This is a genomic window from Clostridium senegalense JC122 (assembly GCF_000285575.1).
In the GTDB taxonomy this organism is placed as follows: domain Bacteria; phylum Bacillota; class Clostridia; order Clostridiales; family Clostridiaceae; genus Clostridium_J; species Clostridium_J senegalense.
This window is the reverse complement of the sequence record NZ_HE611050.1, coordinates 842,230-865,993: the sequence shown is the minus strand read 5'-3', so window position 1 is coordinate 865,993 and position 23,764 is coordinate 842,230. Positions and strand designations below refer to the sequence as shown.

Below are 23,764 nucleotides of genomic sequence, written 5' to 3'. Positions count from 1 at the left end.
GAGGGAATAGCTATGGAAAAAATATTAGATATAAAAGATTTGAGAGTTTCGTTTCATACTTATGCTGGTGAAGTTCAATCAGTAAGAGGTATAAGCTTTCATTTAAATAAAGGTGAAACATTGGCAGTAGTTGGAGAATCTGGTTGTGGTAAAACTGTTACAGCGAAAGCTATAATGAGATTGCTTCCAGAGCCGATGCCAGCAGAAATTAAAGAAGGAAGTAAAATTGAATTTGATGGAAATAGTGTTTTAGATATGGATGAAAAACAATTAAGAGAGCTTAGAGGTGCGGATATATCTATGATATTCCAAGACCCTATGACTTCTTTGAATCCAACTATGACAATTGGAAAACAAATATCAGAAAGTTTAATTATTCATAGAGGAATGAGTAAAGATGAGGCTATGAAAGAAGCTATAAAAATGCTTGATCTTGTTAATATTCCTAATGCAGATAAAAGAGCTTATCAATATCCACATGAATTTTCAGGTGGTATGAGACAAAGGGCTATGATAGCTATAGCACTTGCATGTAATCCTAAGATTCTTATAGCAGATGAGCCAACTACTGCTCTTGATGTTACTATTCAAGCGCAGATTATGGATCTTATAGGAGATTTACAAGAAAAGCTTGGAACAGCTGTTATTTTGGTAACTCATGATTTAGGTGTTGTTGCAGACGTTGCTGATAGAATTCAAGTTATGTATGCAGGACAAATAATAGAAAGAGGAAATTTAGATGAAATATTCTATGATCCACAGCATCCATATACTTGGGCGCTATTGCAATCAGTTCCTAGATTAGATACTAAGAATAAAGATGTATTATATGCATTAAATGGAACACCTCCAGATTTGATAAAGCCACCTGTTGGATGTCCTTTTGCAGCTAGATGCGAATATTGTATGGGAATTTGCAGAGAAGCAATGCCAGAGGTTACAGTTATTAGTGATACTCATGAAGTAGCTTGTTGGTTAAAACATTCAATGGCACCTAAGGTTGAAGTTCCTGAAGTTCTGAAAAGAGGTGAAGAGTAATGGCTGGTGATAGAAGAAAAAAAGATAATAATGAAATTTTAATAAATGTTAAAAATTTAAAAAAATATTTTAATGTAGGAAAAAATGCTACACTAAAAGCTGTTGATGATGTTAGTTTTCATATCTATAAAGGTGAAACTTTAGGACTTGTTGGTGAGTCAGGTTGTGGTAAAACAACTTGTGGTAGAACAGTTATGGGACTTTATGAAGCCACAGATGGAGAAATATTATTTGATGGTCATGATATAAGTAAGTTAAATAAAAAAGAAAAAAAGCAATTTGCAAGAAGAGCTCAGGTAATATTCCAAGACCCATATGCATCATTAAATCCTAGAATGACTGTTGGTGATATAATTGGTGAAGGTATAGACATACATGGATTATATAGTGGTCAAGAGAGAACTGATAAAATATATCACCTTTTACAATTGGTTGGATTAAATAAGGAGCACGCGTCAAGATTTCCACATGAGTTCTCAGGTGGACAAAGACAAAGAATAGGTATAGCCAGAGCTCTTGCTATAGAACCAGATTTTATAGTTTGTGATGAGCCTATATCTGCACTAGATGTGTCAATACAGGCTCAGGTAGTAAATCTACTTATAAAATTACAAAAGGAACTGGGATTAACTTATCTATTTATTGCCCATGATTTATCTATGGTTAAGCATATATCAGATAGAGTTGGTGTTATGTATCTTGGTACTATGGTTGAACTTGCATCAAGTCATGATTTATACGAAAAGCCATTGCATCCATATACTCAAGCGCTACTTTCAGCAATTCCTATACCAGACCCGGAAATTGGAAGGAATAAGAATAGAATAGCTCTTGAGGGAGAAGTTCCAAGTCCTATAAATCCAAAACCAGGATGTAGATTTGCGGCTAGATGTAGATATGCTAAACCTATTTGTAGTGAAAAAAATCCAGAATTCAAAGAAGTTGAACCAAACCACTTTGTAGCATGTCATTTATTATAAAATATGATATGAAGTTTTTATAAAAAAGAATGGTTTAAAATGAATTTATTCATTTTAAGCCATTCTTCTTTTAATGTAATAAAAGTTTAAAAGGAAAATATTTTATTGCAATAAAGTTGCTAGAATTATACATATGTTTAAAATTGTATATAAATATTCATATTTGCATAGAAAAGTTTAAAAATGTTATATTTTCTTATAAGAAAATATCAAAACATTTTCTTTTTTAAATAAATAATAAAGATTGTTAACTAAAATAAGATGCAACGAAGCGAAAAAAAAATGTCATAAAATAAAGAAAAGAGGTGTAAAAACCTTTTCAACAGTATAAATAGCTTTGATATATTCAGAAATATGAATTTGTATTATTAAATTATTTCAAAGTTCATAAAAAAGTAACTTGATTTGAGTAGAGCTTTAATATACGCTATATGTATAATTAAAAATTACAATTAAGTAAAAAAAAGTAATTTTTTAAATTCTTTTCAAATATATATAAGTATATAATATTGCCAAGTGAATTATTCATTTGCTTAGGTTAATAAAAGGGAGGCTATTTTTATGAAAGGTAAAAGATTATTAGCAGCTTTATTAACACTTTCCTTAACTGCATCTTTAGCTTTAACTGGTTGTGGGGAAAGTAAAAAAAATGATAACAATGCAGCAGGTGGGGATAATAAAGAAGAATCAAAAATTGATGATGAGCAGTATATAAATACGTGGTTAACTCAAGAACCTAAAACACTAGATCAATCAAAATCAAGTGACTTATATTCATCTATTGTTTTAACTAATATAAATGAAGCGCTAACAAGAGTAGAAACTGATGAAAATGGCAAGGAAGTAATTAAAGAAGCTGGAGCAGAAAGTTGGGAAAAGTCAGAAGATGGACTAAAATGGACATTTAAATTAAGAGATATGAAGTGGTCTGATGGACAGCCAGTAACAGCTGAACAATATGTTTATGGTATAACTAGAACGTTAAACCCAGATGTTGGTTCACCATATGGATTCTTATTGTTCCCAATTAAAAATGCACAAGCATATAATGGTGGAAAAGGTAAATTGGAAGATGTAGGGGTAAAGGCTATAGATGATAAAACTATAGAATTTACTTTAGAAAATCCATGCTCTTACTTTTTAAATTTAACATATTTTAAAGTAATGCAACCACAAAGAGAAGATGTAATAGAAAAGTATGGAGATAAATATGGAACAGAAGCAGAGACTATGATGTCATGTGGACCTTTTAAAATGAAAGAGTGGGTACACAATAATAAGATTGAATTAGAAAAAAATCCTGAATACTGGGATGCAGAAAATGTTAAATTAGAAAAAGCTACAATGAAGATTATAAAAGAAACAAGTTCTGCTATGAATGAGCTTTATAATGGTTCTTTAGATATGGCTGGAGTTAATAAACCAGAATGGATAAAGAAATTTGATGATAGTGGCAACTTCGAAGTCTTAAAAAGTTATGATGGTTCATCAGCATATATGTTCTTTAATCACAAGGATAAATATTTCCAAAATGCAAAAATAAGAAAGGCATTTATGCTAGCAACAGATAGAGAAGGTATGTGCGAAACTTTATATAAAGGGTTAGCAGAACCGGCATTAGCTTGGTGTCCTCCAGCAGTTTTCATTGGTGATGAAGAGTATAGAAAGAAAATTGAGTTCAATCCTGTTGAGGAGCTTAAAAAGGAAAACCCAGATGCAAAAGCTTTATTTATAGAAGGATTAAAAGAATTAGGGTTAGATCCAGATCCATCTAAGCATACAATAACCTTTTTACAAGCAGGAACAGATGCAACCTCTAAAGAATTTGCTGATTTTGAACAACAAAATTTCCAAAGTGTATTAGGTGTTAATATAAAATCAGAATTTTGTGAATGGGCTGTTTTCCAAAGTAGAGAAGAGCAACTAGATTATCAAATAGCTTCAATGGGATGGACAGGAGATTATAATGATCCTATGACATTCTTTGATATGTGGATGTCCACAGCTGGGGTTGTGCACAGTGGATGGAAAAATGAAAAATATGATGAATTAATACAAAAAACAACTAAAACTATAGATCCAGAAGAAAGAGCTAAGTTATTTGCAGAGGCAGAAAAAATGTTAGTTTATGATGAAGCAGTGTTTAGTCCAACAGTTTATAGATTTAAGAATTCATATGTTCGTAAGTATGTAAAAAATGCAACAACAAAAACATTTGGCGTTGGAATTATGGATCTTAAATATTTATATACTTCAGGACGTTAATAAAAAAGTTAAGGGCTATTCCAGCTGTGGAATGGCCCTTTTAAAAACATTTAAAATACAAATTTAGAATAATACATAATGGTGAAATTTTTATTGGCTATGAATAAAATGGTTTAACTATTAATATATGGTTTAAACTGTATTAATAAAACTTAAAAAATAGAATTACTTACGGTGTTTAAGAATATATATTAAGAGAGTAATAAAAAATCTAAGGGGGTATAAAATATGAAAGGGAAAAGGTTATTAGCAGCTTTATTAACAATTTCTTTAGGAATGTCTGTTTTTTTGGCAGGTTGCGGAAATGTAAAAAAAGGTGAGAATAGTAAAAATGACAATAAAGAAGAAGCAAAAATGGATAAAGATCAATATTTAAATATGATTTTAGGTGCAGAACCTAAAACATTAGATCCATCTAAAGCAACAGATACAGTGTCGTCTCAAGTTTTAGGAAATGCAATGGAAGCTATAACTCGTTTAGAAGTAGATAAGGATGGAAAAGATACAATTGTACCAGCTGGTGCAGAATCTTGGGAAATGTCTAAAGATGGAATGAAATGGACTTTTAAAATGAGAGATATGAATTGGAGCGACGGACAAAAGGTTACTGTAGATGATTATATATATGGTATAACTAGAACTTTAAATAAAGAGACCGGTTCTCCATACGCGTATTTGTTGTATCCTATAAAAAATGCACAGGCATTTAATACAGGAAAAGCTAAAGCAGAAGACTTAGGACTTAAAAAAGTTGATGAATCTACCTTAGAATTTACGCTAGAAGCACCATGTACCTATTTCTTAGAGCTTACTTATTTTAAAGTTATGGAACCACAAAGAAAGGATTTAATAGAAAAACATGGAGACAAATATGGAACAGAGGCAAATACGTTCTTGTTTACAGGTCCTTATATGATAACTGATTGGGTTCATCAAAGCAAAGTTGAATTAGTTAAGAATCCTAACTATTGGGATAAAGATGCAGTAAAGTTAGAAAAAGTTACTATGAAGATTATAAAAGAAGAGAGTTCAAGAATGAATGAATTATATAATGGATCTATAGATTTAGCTGGTGTTTCTAAACCGGAATGGATAGAAAAATTAGATAAAACTAATAATTTTGAAGTTAAAAAAGGTTACGATGGTACTGCATGGTATATAGCATATAATTTTACAGATCCATATTTTAAAAATGCAAAGATAAGAAAGGCATTTACTTATGCTATGGATAGAGAAGGAATGAGTAAAACTTTATTTAGAAATTTAGCAGAACCGGCAACGGCATGGTGTCCTCCAGGAATACAAATTGGTGGAGAAGAGTATAGAAAGAAAGTTGATTTTAATTTCTTAGATGAATTAAAGAAAGAAGGAACTACAGATCCAAAGGCATTATTAGTAGAAGGTCTTAAAGAAGAAAATATGGACCCAGATCCAGCAAAGCATACATTTAAATACTTAGAATCTGGAACTGATGCTAGATCCAAAGAATTTGGTGATTTTATGCAACAAAATTTCAAAAGTGTTTTAGGTGTAAATGTAGATATAGATTATGTTGAATGGCCGATATTCCAAGAAAGGACTAATAAATTAGATTACCAAATGGCTCATAAAGGTTGGCTTGGTGATTATAATGATCCAAACACATTCTTTGATATGTGGATATCAACTGCTAAAATGGCTCCTAACGGATGGGAAAGTGAAAAATATGATGAGTTAATAAAGAAAGCAGGTCAAACTACAGATCAGAATGAAAGAGCTAAAATATTTGAAGAAGCGGAAAGGTTGTTACTAGTAGATGAGGCTGTTATAGGACCAACAGTGTTTAGATTTAAAAATACCTATGTTCGAAATTATATTAAAAACTATATGTCTCCAATGTGGGGTGAAGTAGAATTAAAACATACCTATATATCAGGTAGAGAATAGATAAATAAAACAAGCGATTTCAAAATAAAAGATTATTTTGAGATCGCTTTTAAATTTAAGAATTAAAAATTAAAAAATATAAAAAACGGCAATTTTATATGTAAAAAAATAATATTAAAGCAAGAAATCTGTAGAAATATTTTAAAAAAATTAATAAAGTTATTAAAAAGTTAATAAAATAGTTTAAAAATGAACTTCTCTTATTAAATGTTATGCAAATGTATATATTTTTAAAATATTGTAAAAAATGTGACAATGTTATTGATTTATTTAAATGTATATATATAATCATAAGTATAAGGTAATTTTAAATTAAAAAAATAAACTTTACAATATACGCTAGTTAGCAATAAGTAAATTGTTGATTTACTTTTACCTGTAATGGTGCGTAATGGTAATAAAAGGGGGAAATCTTATGAAGAGCAAGAAAATATTAGCGGCTTTACTTACACTTTCATTGACTATGTCAATGGTATTTACTGGATGTGGAAGTGCTGGAAAAGGTACTGGGGATGCTGCAGAAGATGGTAAAGAAAAAATAGATAAGGATCAGTATGTTAATATAACATTACAGGACGAGCCTAAAACAATTGACCAATCTAAGTCAACGGATTTATATTCGTCTCAAGTTTTAGCAAATGTAAATGAAGCATTAACAAGACTAACTGTAGATGAAAATGGACAAGATAAGGTAATTGAAGCTGGAGCAGAATCTTGGGAAAAATCAGAAGATGGATTAAAGTGGACTTTTAAATTAAGAGATATGAAGTGGAGCGATGGACAGCCTGTAACAGCAGAGCAGTATGTTTATGGTATAACAAGAACTTTAAATCCAGAGGTAGCTTCACCATATGCATTCTTATTATATCCAATTAAAAATGCACAAGCTTATAACGGAGGAAAAGCAAAAGTAGAAGATGTTGGAATTAAAAAGATAGATGATAAAACTCTAGAATTTACTCTTGAAAATCCATGTTCATACTTTTTGGATTTAACATACTTTAAAGTAATGCAGCCTCAAAGACAAGATATAGTTGAAAAATTTGGTGACAAATATGGTACAGATGCAAATACAATGGTATTTTGTGGACCATTTGTTATAAAAGAATGGGTTCATAACAATAAAGTAGAATTAGAAAAAAATCCAGAGTATTGGGATGCAGAAAATGTTAAGCTACAAAAAGCTACAATGAAAATTATAAAAGATGAAAGTGCAAGAATGAATGAAGTATATAATGGGTCTTTAGATTTAGCTAGTGTTTCTAAACCGGAGTGGATAGAAAAACTTGATAAAATGGATGCCTTTGAAGTTAAGAAAAGCTATGATGGCTCAACAACTTACACAATGTTTAACACAAATGATAAGTATTTTAAAAATAAAAAATAAGGAAGGCATATGCTATTGCTAAGGATAGAGAAGGTTCTTGTTCTACTTTATATAGAAATTTAGCAGAACCAGCAACAGCTTGGTGTCCTCCAGCTGTTAAAATTGGCGATGTTGAATTTAGAGAGAAAATTAAATTTAATGCTTTAGATGAAATTAAAAAAGAAAATTCTGATCCAAAGGCTTTATTGATAGAAGGATTGAAAGAAGAAGGTCTTGATCCAGATCCATCAAAACACACATTTAAATATTTAGAATCTGGAACAAGTGCTACAAATAAACAATTTGCTGAATTTGAACAACAAAATGTTAAACAAGCCTTAGGCGTGAACTTAACAGTTGAGTATGTTGATTGGCCGATATTCCAAGATAGGACTAAACAATTAGATTTCCAAATAGCTTCTCAAGCTTGGGGTGGAGATTATAATGATCCTATGACATTCTTTGATATGTGGATGTCTACTGCTGGAATAGTTCCAACAGGCTGGACAAGTGAAAAATATGATGAGTTAATAAAGAAAACAACTGAAACAATGGATAGTGAAGAAAGAGCTAAACTTTTTGCAGAAGCAGAAAAATTACTATTAGTTGATGATGCAGTTATAACTCAAGGGGTATGGAGATTTAAAAACACATATATTCGTAAGTTTGTTAAAGGATATGTATCTCCTACATTTGGAACTCCTGATTTAAAAAATGTTTACACTTCAGGAAGAGAATAATATAACTATAAAAATAAGAAAAGTGGCGTTGTGTGCGTCACTTTTTCTTATTTTAAATTGTAAATGCTCACCTATTAAATTGTTTTGTTTAAACTAAAAATCTTCACTTGATAAAAGTATAAGTTGAAATTTCAAGCTCTATATAATTTTAAAGGGATGTATTAAAAAATTAAGATTATTTCCCTTATAAGATTTATATGATAATATATTAATATAATTGAATATTTACATATAATTAATATATAATTAATATATAGATATTTTTATGAAGTGATGAATTAAGGAATTTTTAAAGAGATATCACATTAATTATGAGAAAATTATCTATTTTGCTAAAAGTGTAAAAAGATTTAACAGAGTCTTAATATAAGTTAAGGAGTAGTAGAGATGAAGTTTAAAAATATATTTAAAATATCTATTGCAGTTATTCTTTGTATGATTGCTTTAGTGGGATGTAATAAAGGAAAAGAAAATAAGGATAAAATAGTAGAAGAGGATAAAAATCATCTCCAAGTGCTTTTAGATTCAGATCCAAAAACTTTAGATCAATCAAAAACAGTAGATACTTATTCATCTCAAGTTTTAACTAATGTTATGGAAGGGCTTACTAGAATAGAAGTTGATGCAAATGGTGAAGATATTATAAAACCGGCAGGGGCTGAAAAATGGTCTGTATCTGATGATGGGTTAGTTTGGACTTTTAAGTTAAGAGATATGAAGTGGAGTGATGGTCAGCCGGTAAATGTAGAGGATTATATATATGGGATAACACGAACACTATCTCCAAAAGTTAACTCTCCATATGCATTCCTATTATATCCAATAAAAAATGCGGAAGATTTTAATTTAGGACAAGTTTCTGAAAGAGAATTAGGAGTAAAAAAAATAGATGAATCTACATTACAAATAACTTTAGAAGTACCAACGGCATATTTTTTAAACTTAACTTATTTTAAAGTTATGGAACCTCAAAGACAGGATATAGTAGAAAAATATGGGGAACTATATGGATCAGATTCACAATATATGGTTTACACAGGACCTTTTATTATATCTAGTTGGACTCATGATGATGAGATTCAACTTGTGAAAAATAAAAAATATTGGGATGAAAAATCCGTTAAATTAGAAAAAATTACAATGAAAGTTGTAAAAGATGAAGAGAGAAAAATGAATGAACTTTTAAACGGCGATTTAGACATAGCAAATGTTTATGACAAAATAACTATTGAAAAGTTAAATGATAGTAATAGCTTTAATATAAAAAAAGGTTATGATGGTTCAGTAAATTATACTATATTTAATCAACAGGATGAATATTTTAAAAATAATAAAATAAGAAAAGCATTTATAATTGCAGCTGCAAGAGAAGAAGCCTGTGAAGATGATTTCGAAAATTTAGCAGAACCAGCATTAGGTTGGTGTCCACCAGGTGTTCAATTAGGGAATGAAGAATATAGAACAAATGTGAATTATTTCCCAGTGAATAACTTGAAGGAAAAATATGATAATCCTAAACAATTGCTAATAGAAGGACTTAAGGAGCTTGGTTTAGATCCAGATCCTAAAAATCATACATTTAAATATTTACAATCAGAAATAAATGAGAAATCTAAATATTATAGTGAGTTAGAAAAGAGTATTTTTGAAAAAAAATTAGGTGTAAATATAGATATAGAATATGTTGGTTGGGTTGAGTTTCAACAGAAAACTAGGGCTATGGATTATCAAATGGCAGCTCAAAGTTGGATTGGTGATTATAATGATCCAAGCACGTTTTTTGATATATGGTCATCTACAGCTGGGATAATACAAACAGGTTGGTCTAATGAAAAGTATGATAGATTAATAAGAGAAGCTTCTAGAACTAATAATCAAAAGAGTAGAATGGAATTATTTAATGAGGCGGAAAAAATATTGGTAGAAGAAGATAGTGTTATTAGTCCATGCTTATGGAAGATAAGGAATATATATGTTAGAAAAGAAATTAAAAACTTTACTAGACCTATGTGGGGAACTATAGATTTTAAATATACCTATATTGAACAATAAAAGGACTTGCGTTTTGCAAGTCTTTTTATGTATAAAAATCCTTTTATCGTAAAGAATATTAATACGATAGGAGGGGTTTTTATGGGAAAAACACCATTAAAAAAAGTTATAAAAGCAAAGTTGAAAAGTAATAGAGAACTAACTCCTTATGAAAAATTAAGAGAAAAAATGAAATATGAAATAGCAGAAGAGTTAGGTCTTAAAGATAAAGTTGAAAAACATGGTTGGAGCAGTTTGACTACAGAAGAAAGTGGTAGAATAGGTGGTTTAATGACTAAAAAGAAAAAGCAACTTAAAATACCCAAAAATAATGAAATAAATGATTAACAAAAAACCTTCTTGTGCGTATTTTAACAATTTAGTATTATATATTAAGAAAAGCTATAAACATTAAATCTTATAAATTGTATAGAATAAGAAGTTTTTAATATATAATTGCAATAGATTTTAAAACGAAGATATATTTATAATATATAAAGAATGGAGGGTCAATAGTGAGTTGTTATAAAGATTTTGCTACTATTTATGATGAACTTATATATGGAGACGTTGATTATAAAAAATGGGCAACTAAAATATTAAGCATATGTGACGAACTTAATATAGAAAGAAAAAATTATTTGGATTTGGCTTGTGGAACTGGAAATTTAACTGTCGAGGTTGGTGAAAAATTTCAGAATGTATATGCTGTAGACTTATCTCAAGAAATGCTTACTGTGGCAGAGGAAAAATTAAGAGAAAAGTCTATAAGAGCAAAGGTGCTTTGTCAAAATATATGTAATTTGAAAATAAAAAATAAATTTGATCTTATTACATGTTGTTTAGATTCTACTAATTATATAATAGAAGAAGAAGCATTAGAAGATTACTTCAAAGGTGTTTATGAAGTGTTAAATATAGGTGGAACTTTCATTTTTGATATGAATTCTAGTAATAAATTATTAAATATATTAGGCAATAATGTATTTAATTATGATAGTGAAGATGTTGTCTATATTTGGGAAAATTATCTTGAAGATGACATAGTAAATATGTATCTAACATTTTTTGTTAAAGAAGGACAAGTTTATAAAAGGTTTGATGAAGAACATGTAGAAAGAGCATATGAAAGTAAATTTATATTAAATGTTCTAAATAAAATAGGATTTAAAGTAAATTGCATATTAGATTGTTATGAAGATAAAGAAATAACAAAAGATAGTGAAAGAATAACTTATGTAGTAAGAAAATAATGTTTTAATATTAATTGCAAATAGGAGGTTGGATATTTATGGATAAGATAATAAGAGCAACAGCTAAAGATGGAGAGGTTAGAATAATAGCAGCTATAACAACAGATATGGTACAAAAGGCTACTAAAATACATAATTGCACACCGACAGCATCTGCGGCACTAGGAAGAATGCTTACATCAGCAGGTCTTATGAGTGCTATGTTAAAATCAGAAAATGATAGTTTAACGTTGCAAATAAATGGAGGGGGAGAGGCAAAAGGTGTTGTTGTAACAGCTCATACCGATGGAAAAGTTAAAGGATACATAGGAAATCCTAGTGTAGATCTTCCTTTAAATAGTAAAGGAAAAGTAGATGTAGGTGGAGCTATAGGAACAGATGGATATCTACAAATTATAAGAGATATGGGACTAAAAGAGCCATATGTAGGTCAAGTGCCAATATGTACTGGTGAAATAGGTGATGATTTAGCATATTACTTTACTGTTTCAGAGCAAACTCCTTCAGCAGTAGCAGTTGGCGTTTTGGTTGATAGAGATTTAAGTATAAAAGCTGCTGGTGGATTTATAATACAAATGATGCCAGGTGCATCTGATTTTGTAGCAGATATTATAAGTTATAGACTTCAAGAAATACCTTCAGTTACAACAATGATAAGTGATGGAAAAACAGTACAGGATATTATAAATTCTTTATTTGATGATATGGATGTAAAGTTTTATGATGAGGGTGTTTTAGAGTTTGAGTGTGATTGTTCAAGAGAAAAAGTTGAAAATGCATTAATAAGTATAGGAAAAAAAGATTTACAAGAAATATATGATGATGGAAAAACAGAAGAACTTAAGTGCCATTTTTGTAATAAAAGCTATGATTTTACTCAAGAAGATATAGGTAAATTATTAAAAGAAATTGAGAAATAATAACATAAAAACCTAAAATTTAAGATATAGGATTCCAAAATAAATATTTAACTTATGATAAGTATATTGTTTAAAGTATTGAAGTTAAATTAAAAAATTGGAATCTTATACTTTTAAATCATAGAATATAAAAAGAAAAATTAAGCATTATATATAAAAAATAGATTATAAAGAAAAATAAAGAAACAACAATAAAATAAAAGAAAAATAAAAATAAATTAATATAATTAATAACTGAAGTGTTGACATATGGTTAAAGATTTTGTATTATGTAAATGTGCTCGGTGAGAGCACAAGAGATGGTCGCATAGCTCAGCTGGGAGAGCATCTGCCTTACAAGCAGAGGGTCACAGGTTCGAACCCTGTTGTGACCACCATTTTGGCCTAGTGGCTCAGTTGGTTAGAGTACCGGCCTGTCACGCCGGGGGTCGAGGGTTCGAGTCCCTTCTAGGTCGCCATTTAATTAAATAAATTTTAGGCTCGATAGCTCAGTCGGTAGAGCAGAGGACTGAAAATCCTCGTGTCGCTGGTTCGATTCCTGCTCGAGCCACCAAAAATGCGGGAGTGGCTCAGTGGTAGAGCGTCACCTTGCCAAGGTGAACGTCGCGGGTTCGAATCCCGTCTTCCGCTCCAATTTGGCGCCATGGCCAAGTGGTAAGGCAGAGGCCTGCAAAGCCTTTATCCCCAGTTCAAATCTGGGTGGCGCCTCCAAAAACTCATTACATTTGTGTAATGAGTTTTTTTGTGTTTAAAAAATTATTTTAATACATATTTACAAAAATTAGAGTAAAAGCTACATTAAAAATTAATTAGTCTTAAATAAACTATTAAATTTCAAATGTAACTTTCAAAGAGGTTTAATTAAGTTTAAAATTTGTAAATTTACAAATTTAAAAGTCGAAGTTAATTTTTAACAAAAAACTATAAACCAAAATATAATAAATTAAGAGTCTAATCTAAAAGCCTAAATATCTAAAAAGAAAATACTTCCTCTATCTATTAGTTTGGTATCAGATAGATAAACAGGTGTGACATTATGTTTATTTAAAAATCTTAGAATATTATCTTTAAATTTATATTGATTTAAAGAACCATAAAAGACTAAATGCTTAGAATCTAGTAGACCACAGGTTCCACCAATAAATCCATAATCTAGACCAGGAAGAATTATATCTCCTGATGGAAGTAACAAAACATCTAAATCATAATGTGATAAGGCATTATAAATAGATTTATCAGTAGTTATCAATGCTTTTTCATTTATTATTGCAGTAGAACATTTAGCATATCCTTGTTTAACATTTATTAAATTTTTGTGAGAAACTAAATTCAAAAGTTTTTTATCTGTATGTTTTAAAGTGTGTATAAAATAGTTATCTAAATTTACTGCATTTAAAAATATATCATGAGGATAATTATCTGTAAGTCTATTATTTGAATACATAAAAGATATATTATATTTGTTTTTTAAAATGTTAATAAAATCTGTATTCATATCAGGATGTACCATTAATTTTTTATTAGAAATTACATTTATGAGCATATCGGGATGTCCACAAACTGCATCATAAAGTTTATTACAAGGAGGACATTTCATTACTATACAATTCAAATTTTCAAGAGCTCTAATTTCTTCTTGAGAAATTCTAAAATCAACTAATGCTAATTTCAATGATGAACACTTCTTTCTTTGATTATTTTTATTGAGAGGTTTTAAATTTAATTTATACATTAAATTTTTACTATCAATTGAGAAGAGTAACTATACACTAATATAGAATTAAGTATATAAAGATTTCTCATTTGATAAATGGATAAATTATAAATTCAAGTTGAAGTATTTTAATTTTAAAATTTATAATTTAGCTGTCGATAATTGTTAAAAATATTAATGTATATGAATTGTTATAAAACACATAATAATTACGAAATATAATTTTTTATATATTATCATTTAAATAATATGTTTACAAGTTATAGCTTTTATAGTTAGGTAGTTACCATACTAAAAAGGAGTGAGCTATATGTTGATGCTAACACTTATAAAAGAGAATTCTAGAGATTATTTAATAGATGCTATAAGAAATGCAAGAGAGTATTTCAAAATTAAAGGCGTAAGAATAGGAGTTTCTGAAAGTATAGAAAATAAACACCATATTATAAAGATTTATTGTGATGACGAAAATTATGATGTAAAATTTCAAAAAATGTTTAATTTGTATATAGGAAATATTTTGTTTAAAGAGCTTGTAGATGACTTTTGTGAAAAAAATCTTTCTAAGTATTTAGTTGATAATTTTTACTTTTTAAAATGTGAAGATATTATAGAAATAAAGAAGGAAGTTTTAAATATTTTACAAAAGGAAAATAGTCCAATAAATGAACATATGATTTACTATATGAATAGAAAAAATGATATTGTAGATAAAATAGTTTTATTTTTAGAAGAAAACAGTGATATAAATATAGATGGATTTATAAAATTTAGGATGAAACAATTTTCATGCGAAATACAAGATATTATTGAAAAAATAGTGGAAAAATTTATGGTTGAAAAAGAGTATGATGAGTTTATAAAATTATTAAAATATTTTATAGATGTCCAAGAAAGTAAAATAGATGAACTTCATATAATCATAAATAATGATGGTAATTATGCACTTGTGGATAAATTAGGTGAAGATGTTCTTCGAAGTATAATGGATGAACTTTCTGTAGATAATTTAAATTTGAATGTAACAATTGAAGATTTAATAATAAGTGGATTGATTACAACAGCACCGCAAAAGGTTATAATACATTGTGTTCAAAATTGTAAAAGTAAGGAACTTATAGAAACTATAAAAAAAGTATTTGGTGATAGAGTTTCCTTTTGTGATGAGTGTATAAAATGTAAGCAAATAAAAAGCTATTTAAAAGTTTAAAAAAAGTATTGACATTAAAAGAAAATTAGGTTACAATACATGATGTTGAAATAAATAAGAGATTAAACAAGAAGAAACAGCCGTTTCTCACCTTGCAGTTATGCTAGTAAGGTTACACTGTAGTAAATTTATTCTATGAATGCAGTAGGACGGCTTTGCCGTCCTTTTATTATTATATAAGTATAATCAGTGTTAGAAATATATTTAAGATATATTCTATATATTACACCAGGAGGTGAATTGCTATTAGTAAAAATAAAGACTTCATGATGAATGAAGACATAAGGGAAAAAGAAATTAGGGTTATTACTGATGAGGGTGAGCAATTAGGAGTTCTAACATCTAAGGAAGCATTAAGAATTGCTGAGGAAAAAGAATTAGATTTAGTTATGATTTCTCCAAATGCAAAACCACCAGTTTGTAAGATTATGGACTTTGGTAAGTTTATCTATGAACAACAGAAAAAAGACAAAGAAGCTAAGAAGAAGCAAAAAACAATAAGCATAAAAGAAATCAGATTGAGTGCTACTATTGAAGAAAATGATATAACTATAAAAGCTAATAGAGCGAAAAAATTCTTATTAGACGAAGATAAGGTAAAAGTTACTGTGAGATTTAGAGGTAGAGAAATTGAAAACTCACAAGTAGGACATAAGATATTGAACTCTTTTGTTGAAAAGTTAGGTGATGTTTACACTATAGAAAAGCCAGCTAAACAAGAGGGAAGAAATATGATATTAATATTAGCTCCAAAAAGAGCATAAACACTGAGAGGAGGAATTTATTATGCCAAAAATGAAAACTCATAGAGGTGCAGCTAAAAGATTCAAGAAAACAGGAACAGGAAAGTTAAAAAGAGCAAAAGCTTTCAAAAGCCATATATTAACTAAGAAAAGTTCAAAAACAAAAAGAAATCTTAGAAAAACTGGATACGTTTCAGTTACTCAAGAGAAAGCAATGAAAAAATTACTACCATATTTATAATTTAGGAGGTATTTTAAATGGCAAGAGTAAAGAGAGCTATCAATGCTCGTAAAAAACATAAAAAAGTATTAAAACTTGCAAAAGGATACTACGGTGGAAAGAGCAAGTTATTTAAGACTGCTAATGAGTCAGTTATAAGAGCATTAAGAAATGCATATGTTGGAAGAAAGTTAAAGAAAAGAGACTTCAGAAAACTTTGGATAGCTAGAATAAACGCAGCTGCAAGAATGAATGGTCTTTCATATTCAAGATTCATGAACGGAATGAAACTTGCAGAAATAGATATAAACAGAAAAATGCTTTCTGAGATAGCTATAAATGATCCAAAAGCATTTGCTGAATTAGTTGAAGTTGCTAAAAAACAATTAGGAGCTTAATTAAATACAATACATAAAAATGTAGCCTTGTGCTACATTTTTGTATTATATAATTATTTAAAGAAAATAAGTAAAAGTAGTATAATATTTTAGAAAAAGAGTATATAATTACATTCAAGAGAAAATATATGATTAGAGGTGTTATTGGTGAAATCAAAGCTAGGTAATTTTTTTAAAATGAAAAATTTTACAGCTATGCAGATATTAGCTATTGGTTATGCCGGAATTATATTCTTGGGAGGAGTATTATTAAGTTTACCTATATCAAGTAATGATGGTACTGTTACTCCATTTATAGATTCAGTATTTACATCTACATCAGCAGTATGTGTAACAGGTTTAATTACGGTAGATACTGGTACCCATTGGAATTATTTTGGCAAAACAGTAATAATATGTCTTATACAAATAGGTGGATTAGGGTTTATGGCTTTTGCAACAATGTTATCATTACTTATAGGTAAAAAAATAACATTGCAGCAAAGGCTAATAATGCAGGAGTCCATGAATTCAACCTCGCTACAAGGAATAGTTAAACTTGCAAAGTATATACTTATATTTACTTTTTCCATAGAAGGACTTGGAGCATTATTATTAAGCACACAGTTCATACCTGAGTTTGGATTGATAAAAGGTATATACTATAGTATATTCCATGCCATATCCGCATTTTGTAATGCTGGATTTGATCTTATGGGTAACTTCAATAGTTTAGTTAATTATGGAGGCAATGTCGTTATAATATGTACAATAGGAGCACTAATTGTAATAGGTGGATTGGGCTTTTTTGTATGGGATGAAATATATAATTATAGAAATAGAAAAAAATTGTCACTACATAGTAAAGTGGTAATAGCTATGACTTCTACTTTATTAATTGGAGGAACAATATTATTTTTCATATTTGAATATAATAATCCTGAAACTATGAAAAATATGGGGATAAAAGAAAGACTTTTAGCATCTATGTTTGCATCAGTAAGTCCTAGAACGGCAGGATTTAACTCTATATCTGTAGCTGGAATGACTATTCCATCAATATTTTTAACAATAATATTGATGTTTATAGGTGGTTCACCAGGATCTACAGCAGGAGGATTAAAAACATCTACAGCTGGTATACTTTACATGACAGTTAAATCAGTTATAGCTGGTAGAGATGAAACTGTTATATTTAAAAAAAGAATTAATCAAGATATAGTATATAAATCTTTTGCTATTATGATTATAGCTATAGGATTAGTAATTACAGTTTCTGTCTTATTAGCTATAACACAGTCTGCCAGTGGAGAACCTTTTGAGTCTTATATTTTTGAAGCTACATCAGCATTTGGTACAGTTGGAGTAACTATGGGGTTAACTCAAAAGTTAAACACTATTGGAAAGATAATAGTAGCGCTTACAATGTATGCTGGAAGAGTTGGTCCATTAACATTGGTTTTAGCTATTGCTAAGAAAAGAAAAAATAAAAAAGTTTGTATAAAATATCCAGAAGATAAAATTTTAGTTGGGTAGAGGTGATTATTATGGTTAAAAAGCAATTTATTATAATTGGATTAGGTAGATTTGGAACATCTGTTGCAGAAACGTTGTATGCACTAGGAAATGATGTTTTAGCAGTAGATAAAGATGAAGAAGTAATACAAAACATATCTGATAAAGTTACTCATGCAGTACAAGTTGATGCTAATGATGAGCATAGCTTAAGAGCATTAGGAATTAGTAATTTTGATGTTGCAATAATAAGTATAGGATCTGATGTCCAAGCAAGTATATTATCAACATTATTAGTTAAAGAATTAGGTGTTAAACATATAATAACAAAAGCTAATAATGCTTTACATGCAAAAGTTTTATATAAAATAGGAGCTAATAGAGTAATATTCCCAGAAAAAGATATGGGAGTAAGAGTAGCTCATAACTTATGTTCTTCTAATATTTTAGATTATATAGAACTTTCTCCAGATTTTAGTATTGCAGAGATTGTAAGTTCACCAGTTTGGTATGGTAAGACTTTAAGAGAACTTAACTTAAGGGCAGAATACGGAATAAATATTATGGCTATAAAAACTCATAATGAAATAAACGTTGCTCCGTCACCAGATGAAAGAATACAAGAAGAAGATATAGTAGTAGCTATAGGTGAAACTAAGCAATTAAATAATCTTGAAAAATTAATTAGATAGGGGATTAAATGTTGCAGTACATTAGTAGTAAAGAAAATGCATTAATAAAAAATGTAAGAAAACTAAAAGAAAAAAAACATAGAAATTCTCAAGGGTTATTTTTAGTTGAAGGCTTTAGATTTATAGAAGAAGCAATAAAATCTGAATTTAATATAAAATATATATTTATAAGTGAAAATTGTACTAGTGAAAATTATGATAGATATATAAATTTTTCAGGAGACGTTTATACAGTAAGTAGTAGTATTTTTAAAATCATAAGTAGTACAGATACTCCTCAAGGTGCTATTGCTGTAGTGGAAAACAAAGCATTAAATTTATCAAACAGGGACGGAGTATACATTTTAGTGGATAGAATTCAAGACCCTGGCAATCTTGGAACTATAATAAGAACTGCTCATGCATCTGACTGCTTAGGAATTATAATTACCAAAGGAACAGTTGATATATATAATGAAAAAACATTAAGATCAACAATGGGGTCAATATTTAATATTCCAATAATTGAAGATAAAGATTTATCTTTTCTAAAAGAGTTACAAGAACGTGGATATAAATTAGTTACTAGCTCTTTAGATACTGAGAATAATTTCTATGACATTAATCTTACGGGAAAAGTTATTATAGCTGTAGGCAATGAAGGAAATGGAATTAGTGATGAAATTTATGAACTTTCCAATGAAAAGGTAAAAATTCCAATGCCAGGTGGAGCAGAATCATTAAATGCTTCAGTTGCAGCATCTATAATGATGTATGAGGCAGTAAGACAAAAAAATATTAAATAAAATGTTGAATTTAAAATGAAACATGAGTATAATAGAAACTATATTTAAAAATTAATATTTCAGGCATATTGTATTAAATGATAAACTAAGCATTATTATATTAATTTATGTGTCTCTAAACTGTGAAGGAGAAAAGTAGGTATAAAAAGCATACAGGGAATAAGAATCATAGATTGAGAGTTCTTATATGAAATGTTTTATAGTGAAGTTCACTCTGGAGTTCTAATTGTGAAGTTGTAAAAATGGTAGTAATTAGCGGGTTAAACCGATATCTTTTAACTAAGAGAAACTTATTTTAAGTTTAATTAGGGTGGTACCGCGGATATATCCGTCCCTTTGTAGGGGCGGATTTTTTATATGCAAAAATAAGTATAAAATATTAGTATTTGATAAATGCATAAACTTAAAGTTAATCTTAAAAATCTATGTAATTTATAAGATTAAATTAAAATTTTTAGTCTAGGATTAAGATAGTAAATGTTATATAACTTATAACAGTTTTACATAAAGGTTTAATTTATTTTAAAGAAGGGAGTTTATTTAATTATGAAGGAAAAATTAGAAGCAATTAAGTCTTCAGCATTAGAAGAAATAAAAGCTGTTGTAGAAAAATCTAACCTTGAAGATATAAGAGTTAAGTACTTAGGAAAAAAAGGTGAACTTACTCAGATACTAAGAGGAATGGGAGGTTTATCTAAAGAAGAAAGACCTGTGATTGGAAAGCTTGCCAATGAGGTTAGAAGTGCTTTAGAAACGTCTATAGAGAAAGTAGCTACTGACATTGCTAAAAAAGAAAAAGATAATAAACTTAAAAATGAAGTTATAGATATTTCTATGCCAGGCAAAAAACAAACAATAGGTAATAGACATCCTTTAGATTTAACACTTGAGCATATAAAAGAAATATTCCTATCAATGGGATTTTCTATAGAAGAAGGACCAGAAGTAGAGAAGGATTACTATAATTTTGAAGCTTTAAATATACCAAAAGATCATCCTGCAAGAGGTGAACAAGATACTTTTTATATAAATGATAATGTAGTGTTAAGAACACAGACATCTCCTATACAAATAAGAACAATGGAAAACCAAAAACCACCTATAAAAATGATAGCTCCAGGTAAGGTTTATCGTTCTGATGCAGTTGATGCCACTCATTCACCTATATTCTATCAAGTTGAAGGACTTGTTATAGATAAAGGAGTAACATTTGCAGATCTTAAAGGTACATTGGAATCATTTACTAAAAAAATGTTTGGTGATGTTAAAACTAAATTTAGACCACATCATTTCCCATTCACAGAACCTTCAGCAGAAATGGATGCAACTTGCTTTGTATGCAATGGAGAAGGTTGTAGAGTATGTAAAGGTAGTGGTTGGATAGAAATATTAGGATGTGGAATGGTACATCCAGAAGTTTTAAGAAAATGTGGAATAGACCCAGAAGTTTATAGTGGATTTGCATTTGGTTTTGGACTAGATAGAATGGTTATGCAAAAATATGCAATTGATGATATAAGATTACTTTATGAAAGTGATATGAGATTCTTAAATCAATTTTAGTAGATTATAATTTAAAGGAGGAATAACAATGAAAGTTCCAGTAAATTGGCTTAAAGATTACGTTGATATAAACATTTCACCAAAGGAATTAGCAGATGCGTTAACATTATCAGGATCAAAGGTAGAAGAACTTGTAATTACAGGAGATGATATTACAAATGTAGTTACAGGAAAAATAACAAAAATAGAGAAGCATCCTGATGCAGAAAAGTTAGTTATTTGTGAGGTGAATATTAATAAAGAAGAACCAATACAAATAGTTACAGCTGCAACTAATATGAAGGAAGAAGATATAGTTCCAGTAGCATTACATGGAGCTACATTACATGGAGGACTTAAAATAAAAAAAGGCAAATTAAGAGGTGTAGTATCTCAAGGTATGTTCTGTTCTGAAGAAGAGCTAGGAACAGCTGGAGATGAGCCAGTACAAGGTCTTTTAATATTACCAGAAGATACTCCAATTGGTGTAGATATAAAAGAAGTTGTTAAAATGGGTAGTGCAGTTATTGAGTTTGAAATAACATCTAATAGGCAAGATTGTTTAAGTGTTGTTGGTATAGCAAGAGAAACTGCTGCTACTTTAAGAACTACTTATAAGATGCCTAAAATAGAATATAAAGCAAAGTGCAGTGAAAATATTTGTGATAGCTATAAAGTAGATATAAAAGATGAGCTATGCAGAAGATTTATGCTTAAAGGTATAAAAAATGTTAAGATAGAACAATCTCCAGGTTGGATGCAAGAAAGACTTTTAGAAGTAGGTGTTAGACCGATAAATAACATTGTAGATATTACAAACTTTGTTATGATAGAGCTTGGTCAACCATTACATGCTTATGACGCAAGAGAAATAAAAACTAATAATTTTGTTGTGGAAAGAGCTGCAAGTGGTGAGAAGTTTACTACTTTAGATGAAGTTGAAAGAGATTTAGATGAAAATGTATTATGCATAAAAGACGGAGAAAAAACAATTGGTCTTGCAGGTATAATGGGTGGATTAAATTCAGAAGTTAAAGATGATACAACTATGGTTCTTTTAGAATGTGCAAATTTTGAAGGTGTAAACATAAGAAATGTATCTAAAAAATTAAATTTAAGAACAGAAGCATCATCAAAATTTGAAAAAGACTTAGATCCAAATCAAACAGAAATAGCAATCTCTAGAGTTTGTGCTTTAATCGAAGAATTAAATGCAGGAGAGATAATGGAAGGTACCATAGATATTTATAACGAGAAAAAAGAAGATAAATATTTAGAAGTTGATAGTAATTGGATAAATAAATTTTTAGGAACTGCATTAACAAAAGAAGATATGAAGAAATACCTTGATAGTTTAGATTTAACTACTGAGATAGATAGAGAAATTTTAAAAGTTAAATCTCCAACTTTTAGAAGTGATATAAATATTAAAGAAGACATTGCAGAAGAAATAGTAAGAATATATGGTTACAATAATGTTCCATATACAATGCCTTTATGTGAAGCGGAGAAAAGTGGAAAAAGTGAAAAACAAAATTTAGAAGAAAAAACTATAAATACTTTAATTAACAGTGGATTGAACCAATCAATAAGTTATTCTTTTGTAAGTCCTAAAATATTTGATAAGCTTTTAATAAATGAAGACAGTGAATTGAGAAAAACAGTTAAAATTAAAAATCCATTAGGTGAAGATTTTAGTATAATGAGAACAACAACATTAGCATCTGCTATGGAATCTTTAGCAAGAAACAATGCTAGAGGTAATAATATTGTAAGATTGTTTGAAATAGGGAAAGTTTATATACCAACTGAAGATTCATATGAGTTGCCAGAAGAAAGAAATATAGTTACTTTAGCAATGTATGGAGAAATGGATTATTTAGATTTAAAAGGTGTAGTAGAAAATATTACTGATGAATTAGGAATTGAAAAAGTTTCATTTAAAAGAGAAAGTGAAAATTCATCATTTCATCCAGGAAAGACTGCTGCATTATATATAGGTAAAGAGTATGCAGGAGTTTTAGGTGAAGTTCATCCAGATGTAGCTGAAAACTATGATGTAGAGGAAAGATGTTACATTGCTGAATTAAATTTAGATGTATTATTTAAAAATGCTAAACTTGATAAAAAATATAAGCCTCTTCCAAAGTTCCCAGCTGTAACTAGAGATATAGCAATACTTGTAGATGAGGAAATTTTAGTTCAAGAAATTGAAGAGACTATTAAAAAGCAAGGTGGAGCAATACTTGAAAGTTGTAATTTATTTGATGTTTACCAAGGAAAGCAAATTCCAAAGGGAAAGAAAAGTGTTGCATATGCTATAATTTATAGACATAAGGATAAAACATTAACAGACAATGATGTAAATAAAGTTCATGATAAAATATTAAGATCTCTTCAACATAAACTAGGAGCAGAATTAAGATAGAATAAGAAAAAAGCAAAAC

The 23,764-nt window shown here is 29.0% G+C and carries 18 protein-coding genes, 5 tRNA genes, 1 pseudogene and 2 other annotated features; of the genes and pseudogenes, 23 read left to right on the top strand and 1 reads right to left on the bottom strand.

Annotated features, from left to right (window positions below):
• Positions 1–12 precede the first annotated feature (12 nt).
• The 14 genes and pseudogenes from CSGHG_RS04670 (at position 13) to CSGHG_RS04605 (ending at position 13,230) form a co-directional block, all read left to right on the top strand.
• Positions 13–1,038: an ABC transporter ATP-binding protein gene (locus tag CSGHG_RS04670; protein ID WP_010293100.1), complete on the top strand. Its 1,026-nt coding sequence runs from the start codon at positions 13–15 to the stop codon at positions 1,036–1,038.
• On the top strand, positions 1,038–2,018 hold the full coding sequence (locus tag CSGHG_RS04665) for an ABC transporter ATP-binding protein (protein ID WP_010293098.1): 981 nt from the start codon (positions 1,038–1,040) through the stop codon (positions 2,016–2,018). The genes CSGHG_RS04670 and CSGHG_RS04665 overlap by 1 nt, the downstream gene beginning before the upstream one ends.
• A gap of 561 nt (positions 2,019–2,579) precedes the next feature.
• Positions 2,580–4,283: a peptide ABC transporter substrate-binding protein gene (locus CSGHG_RS04660; RefSeq protein ID WP_010293096.1), complete on the top strand. Its 1,704-nt coding sequence runs from the start codon at positions 2,580–2,582 to the stop codon at positions 4,281–4,283.
• Between the two features lie 228 nt (positions 4,284–4,511).
• On the top strand, positions 4,512–6,209 hold the full coding sequence (locus CSGHG_RS04655) for a peptide ABC transporter substrate-binding protein (protein ID WP_010293093.1): 1,698 nt from the start codon (positions 4,512–4,514) through the stop codon (positions 6,207–6,209).
• Positions 6,210–6,624: 415 nt separating this feature from the next.
• Positions 6,625–8,315 (top strand): annotated as a pseudogene (locus tag CSGHG_RS19885) (peptide ABC transporter substrate-binding protein).
• A 387-nt stretch (positions 8,316–8,702) separates the two neighbouring features.
• Positions 8,703–10,367, top strand: a complete 1,665-nt coding sequence (locus CSGHG_RS04645) for a peptide ABC transporter substrate-binding protein (protein ID WP_010293091.1) — start codon at positions 8,703–8,705, stop codon at positions 10,365–10,367.
• Positions 10,368–10,448: 81 nt separating this feature from the next.
• Positions 10,449–10,694 carry a small, acid-soluble spore protein, alpha/beta type gene (locus CSGHG_RS04640; protein WP_010293088.1) on the top strand — a complete coding sequence of 82 codons (246 nt, stop codon included), beginning with the start codon at positions 10,449–10,451 and terminating at the stop codon, positions 10,692–10,694.
• A 167-nt stretch (positions 10,695–10,861) separates the two neighbouring features.
• Positions 10,862–11,599 (top strand): class I SAM-dependent DNA methyltransferase, encoded by a 738-nt coding sequence (locus tag CSGHG_RS04635; RefSeq protein ID WP_010293085.1) that lies wholly within the window; start codon positions 10,862–10,864, stop codon positions 11,597–11,599.
• Positions 11,600–11,637: 38 nt separating this feature from the next.
• A complete protein-coding gene (gene hslO / locus CSGHG_RS04630; RefSeq protein ID WP_010293083.1) occupies positions 11,638–12,519 on the top strand; it encodes an Hsp33 family molecular chaperone HslO in 882 nt (293 codons plus the stop codon).
• A gap of 301 nt (positions 12,520–12,820) precedes the next feature.
• A tRNA-Val gene (locus CSGHG_RS04625) sits at positions 12,821–12,896 on the top strand.
• Positions 12,897–12,900: 4 nt separating this feature from the next.
• Positions 12,901–12,977: transfer RNA gene (locus CSGHG_RS04620), tRNA-Asp, on the top strand.
• A gap of 19 nt (positions 12,978–12,996) precedes the next feature.
• A tRNA-Phe gene (locus tag CSGHG_RS04615) sits at positions 12,997–13,072 on the top strand.
• A gap of 5 nt (positions 13,073–13,077) precedes the next feature.
• A tRNA-Gly gene (locus CSGHG_RS04610) sits at positions 13,078–13,152 on the top strand.
• A gap of 4 nt (positions 13,153–13,156) precedes the next feature.
• Positions 13,157–13,230: transfer RNA gene (locus CSGHG_RS04605), tRNA-Cys, on the top strand.
• A 253-nt stretch (positions 13,231–13,483) separates the two neighbouring features.
• Here the strand turns inward: CSGHG_RS04605 and CSGHG_RS04600 are convergent.
• Positions 13,484–14,191 (bottom strand): DUF6873 family GME fold protein, encoded by a 708-nt coding sequence (locus CSGHG_RS04600; RefSeq protein ID WP_010293080.1) that lies wholly within the window; start codon positions 14,189–14,191, stop codon positions 13,484–13,486.
• A 352-nt stretch (positions 14,192–14,543) separates the two neighbouring features.
• Between CSGHG_RS04600 and ytxC the strand changes: the two genes are divergently transcribed.
• The 9 genes from ytxC (at position 14,544) to pheT (ending at position 23,745) form a co-directional block, all read left to right on the top strand.
• On the top strand, positions 14,544–15,443 hold the full coding sequence (ytxC, locus tag CSGHG_RS04595; RefSeq protein WP_010293078.1) for a putative sporulation protein YtxC: 900 nt from the start codon (positions 14,544–14,546) through the stop codon (positions 15,441–15,443).
• A 62-nt stretch (positions 15,444–15,505) separates the two neighbouring features.
• Positions 15,506–15,619, top strand: a sequence feature (ribosomal protein L20 leader region).
• Between the two features lie 90 nt (positions 15,620–15,709).
• A complete protein-coding gene (gene infC / locus CSGHG_RS04590; RefSeq protein ID WP_010293077.1) occupies positions 15,710–16,207 on the top strand; it encodes a translation initiation factor IF-3 in 498 nt (165 codons plus the stop codon).
• A gap of 22 nt (positions 16,208–16,229) precedes the next feature.
• Positions 16,230–16,427: a 50S ribosomal protein L35 gene (gene rpmI / locus CSGHG_RS04585; RefSeq protein ID WP_010293075.1), complete on the top strand. Its 198-nt coding sequence runs from the start codon at positions 16,230–16,232 to the stop codon at positions 16,425–16,427.
• A 17-nt stretch (positions 16,428–16,444) separates the two neighbouring features.
• The gene (rplT, locus tag CSGHG_RS04580; RefSeq protein ID WP_010293074.1) at positions 16,445–16,804 is read left to right on the top strand and encodes a 50S ribosomal protein L20; all 360 of its coding nucleotides are present in this window, start codon (positions 16,445–16,447) and stop codon (positions 16,802–16,804) included.
• A gap of 177 nt (positions 16,805–16,981) precedes the next feature.
• Positions 16,982–18,319: a TrkH family potassium uptake protein gene (locus CSGHG_RS04575; RefSeq protein ID WP_026022225.1), complete on the top strand. Its 1,338-nt coding sequence runs from the start codon at positions 16,982–16,984 to the stop codon at positions 18,317–18,319.
• Between the two features lie 11 nt (positions 18,320–18,330).
• A complete protein-coding gene (locus tag CSGHG_RS04570) occupies positions 18,331–18,990 on the top strand; it encodes a potassium channel family protein (protein WP_010293070.1) in 660 nt (219 codons plus the stop codon).
• An 11-nt stretch (positions 18,991–19,001) separates the two neighbouring features.
• Positions 19,002–19,775, top strand: coding sequence for a TrmH family RNA methyltransferase (locus tag CSGHG_RS04565; RefSeq protein WP_010293067.1), 774 nt, complete (start codon positions 19,002–19,004; stop codon positions 19,773–19,775).
• 113 nt (positions 19,776–19,888) lie between these two features.
• Positions 19,889–20,114: a binding site (T-box leader), on the top strand.
• Positions 20,115–20,321: 207 nt separating this feature from the next.
• The gene (pheS, locus tag CSGHG_RS04560) at positions 20,322–21,338 is read left to right on the top strand and encodes a phenylalanine--tRNA ligase subunit alpha (protein ID WP_010293064.1); all 1,017 of its coding nucleotides are present in this window, start codon (positions 20,322–20,324) and stop codon (positions 21,336–21,338) included.
• A 28-nt stretch (positions 21,339–21,366) separates the two neighbouring features.
• Complete coding sequence (gene pheT, locus CSGHG_RS04555) at positions 21,367–23,745, top strand: phenylalanine--tRNA ligase subunit beta (RefSeq protein WP_010293063.1); 2,379 nt, start codon at positions 21,367–21,369, stop codon at positions 23,743–23,745.
• Positions 23,746–23,764: the final 19 nt, after the last annotated feature.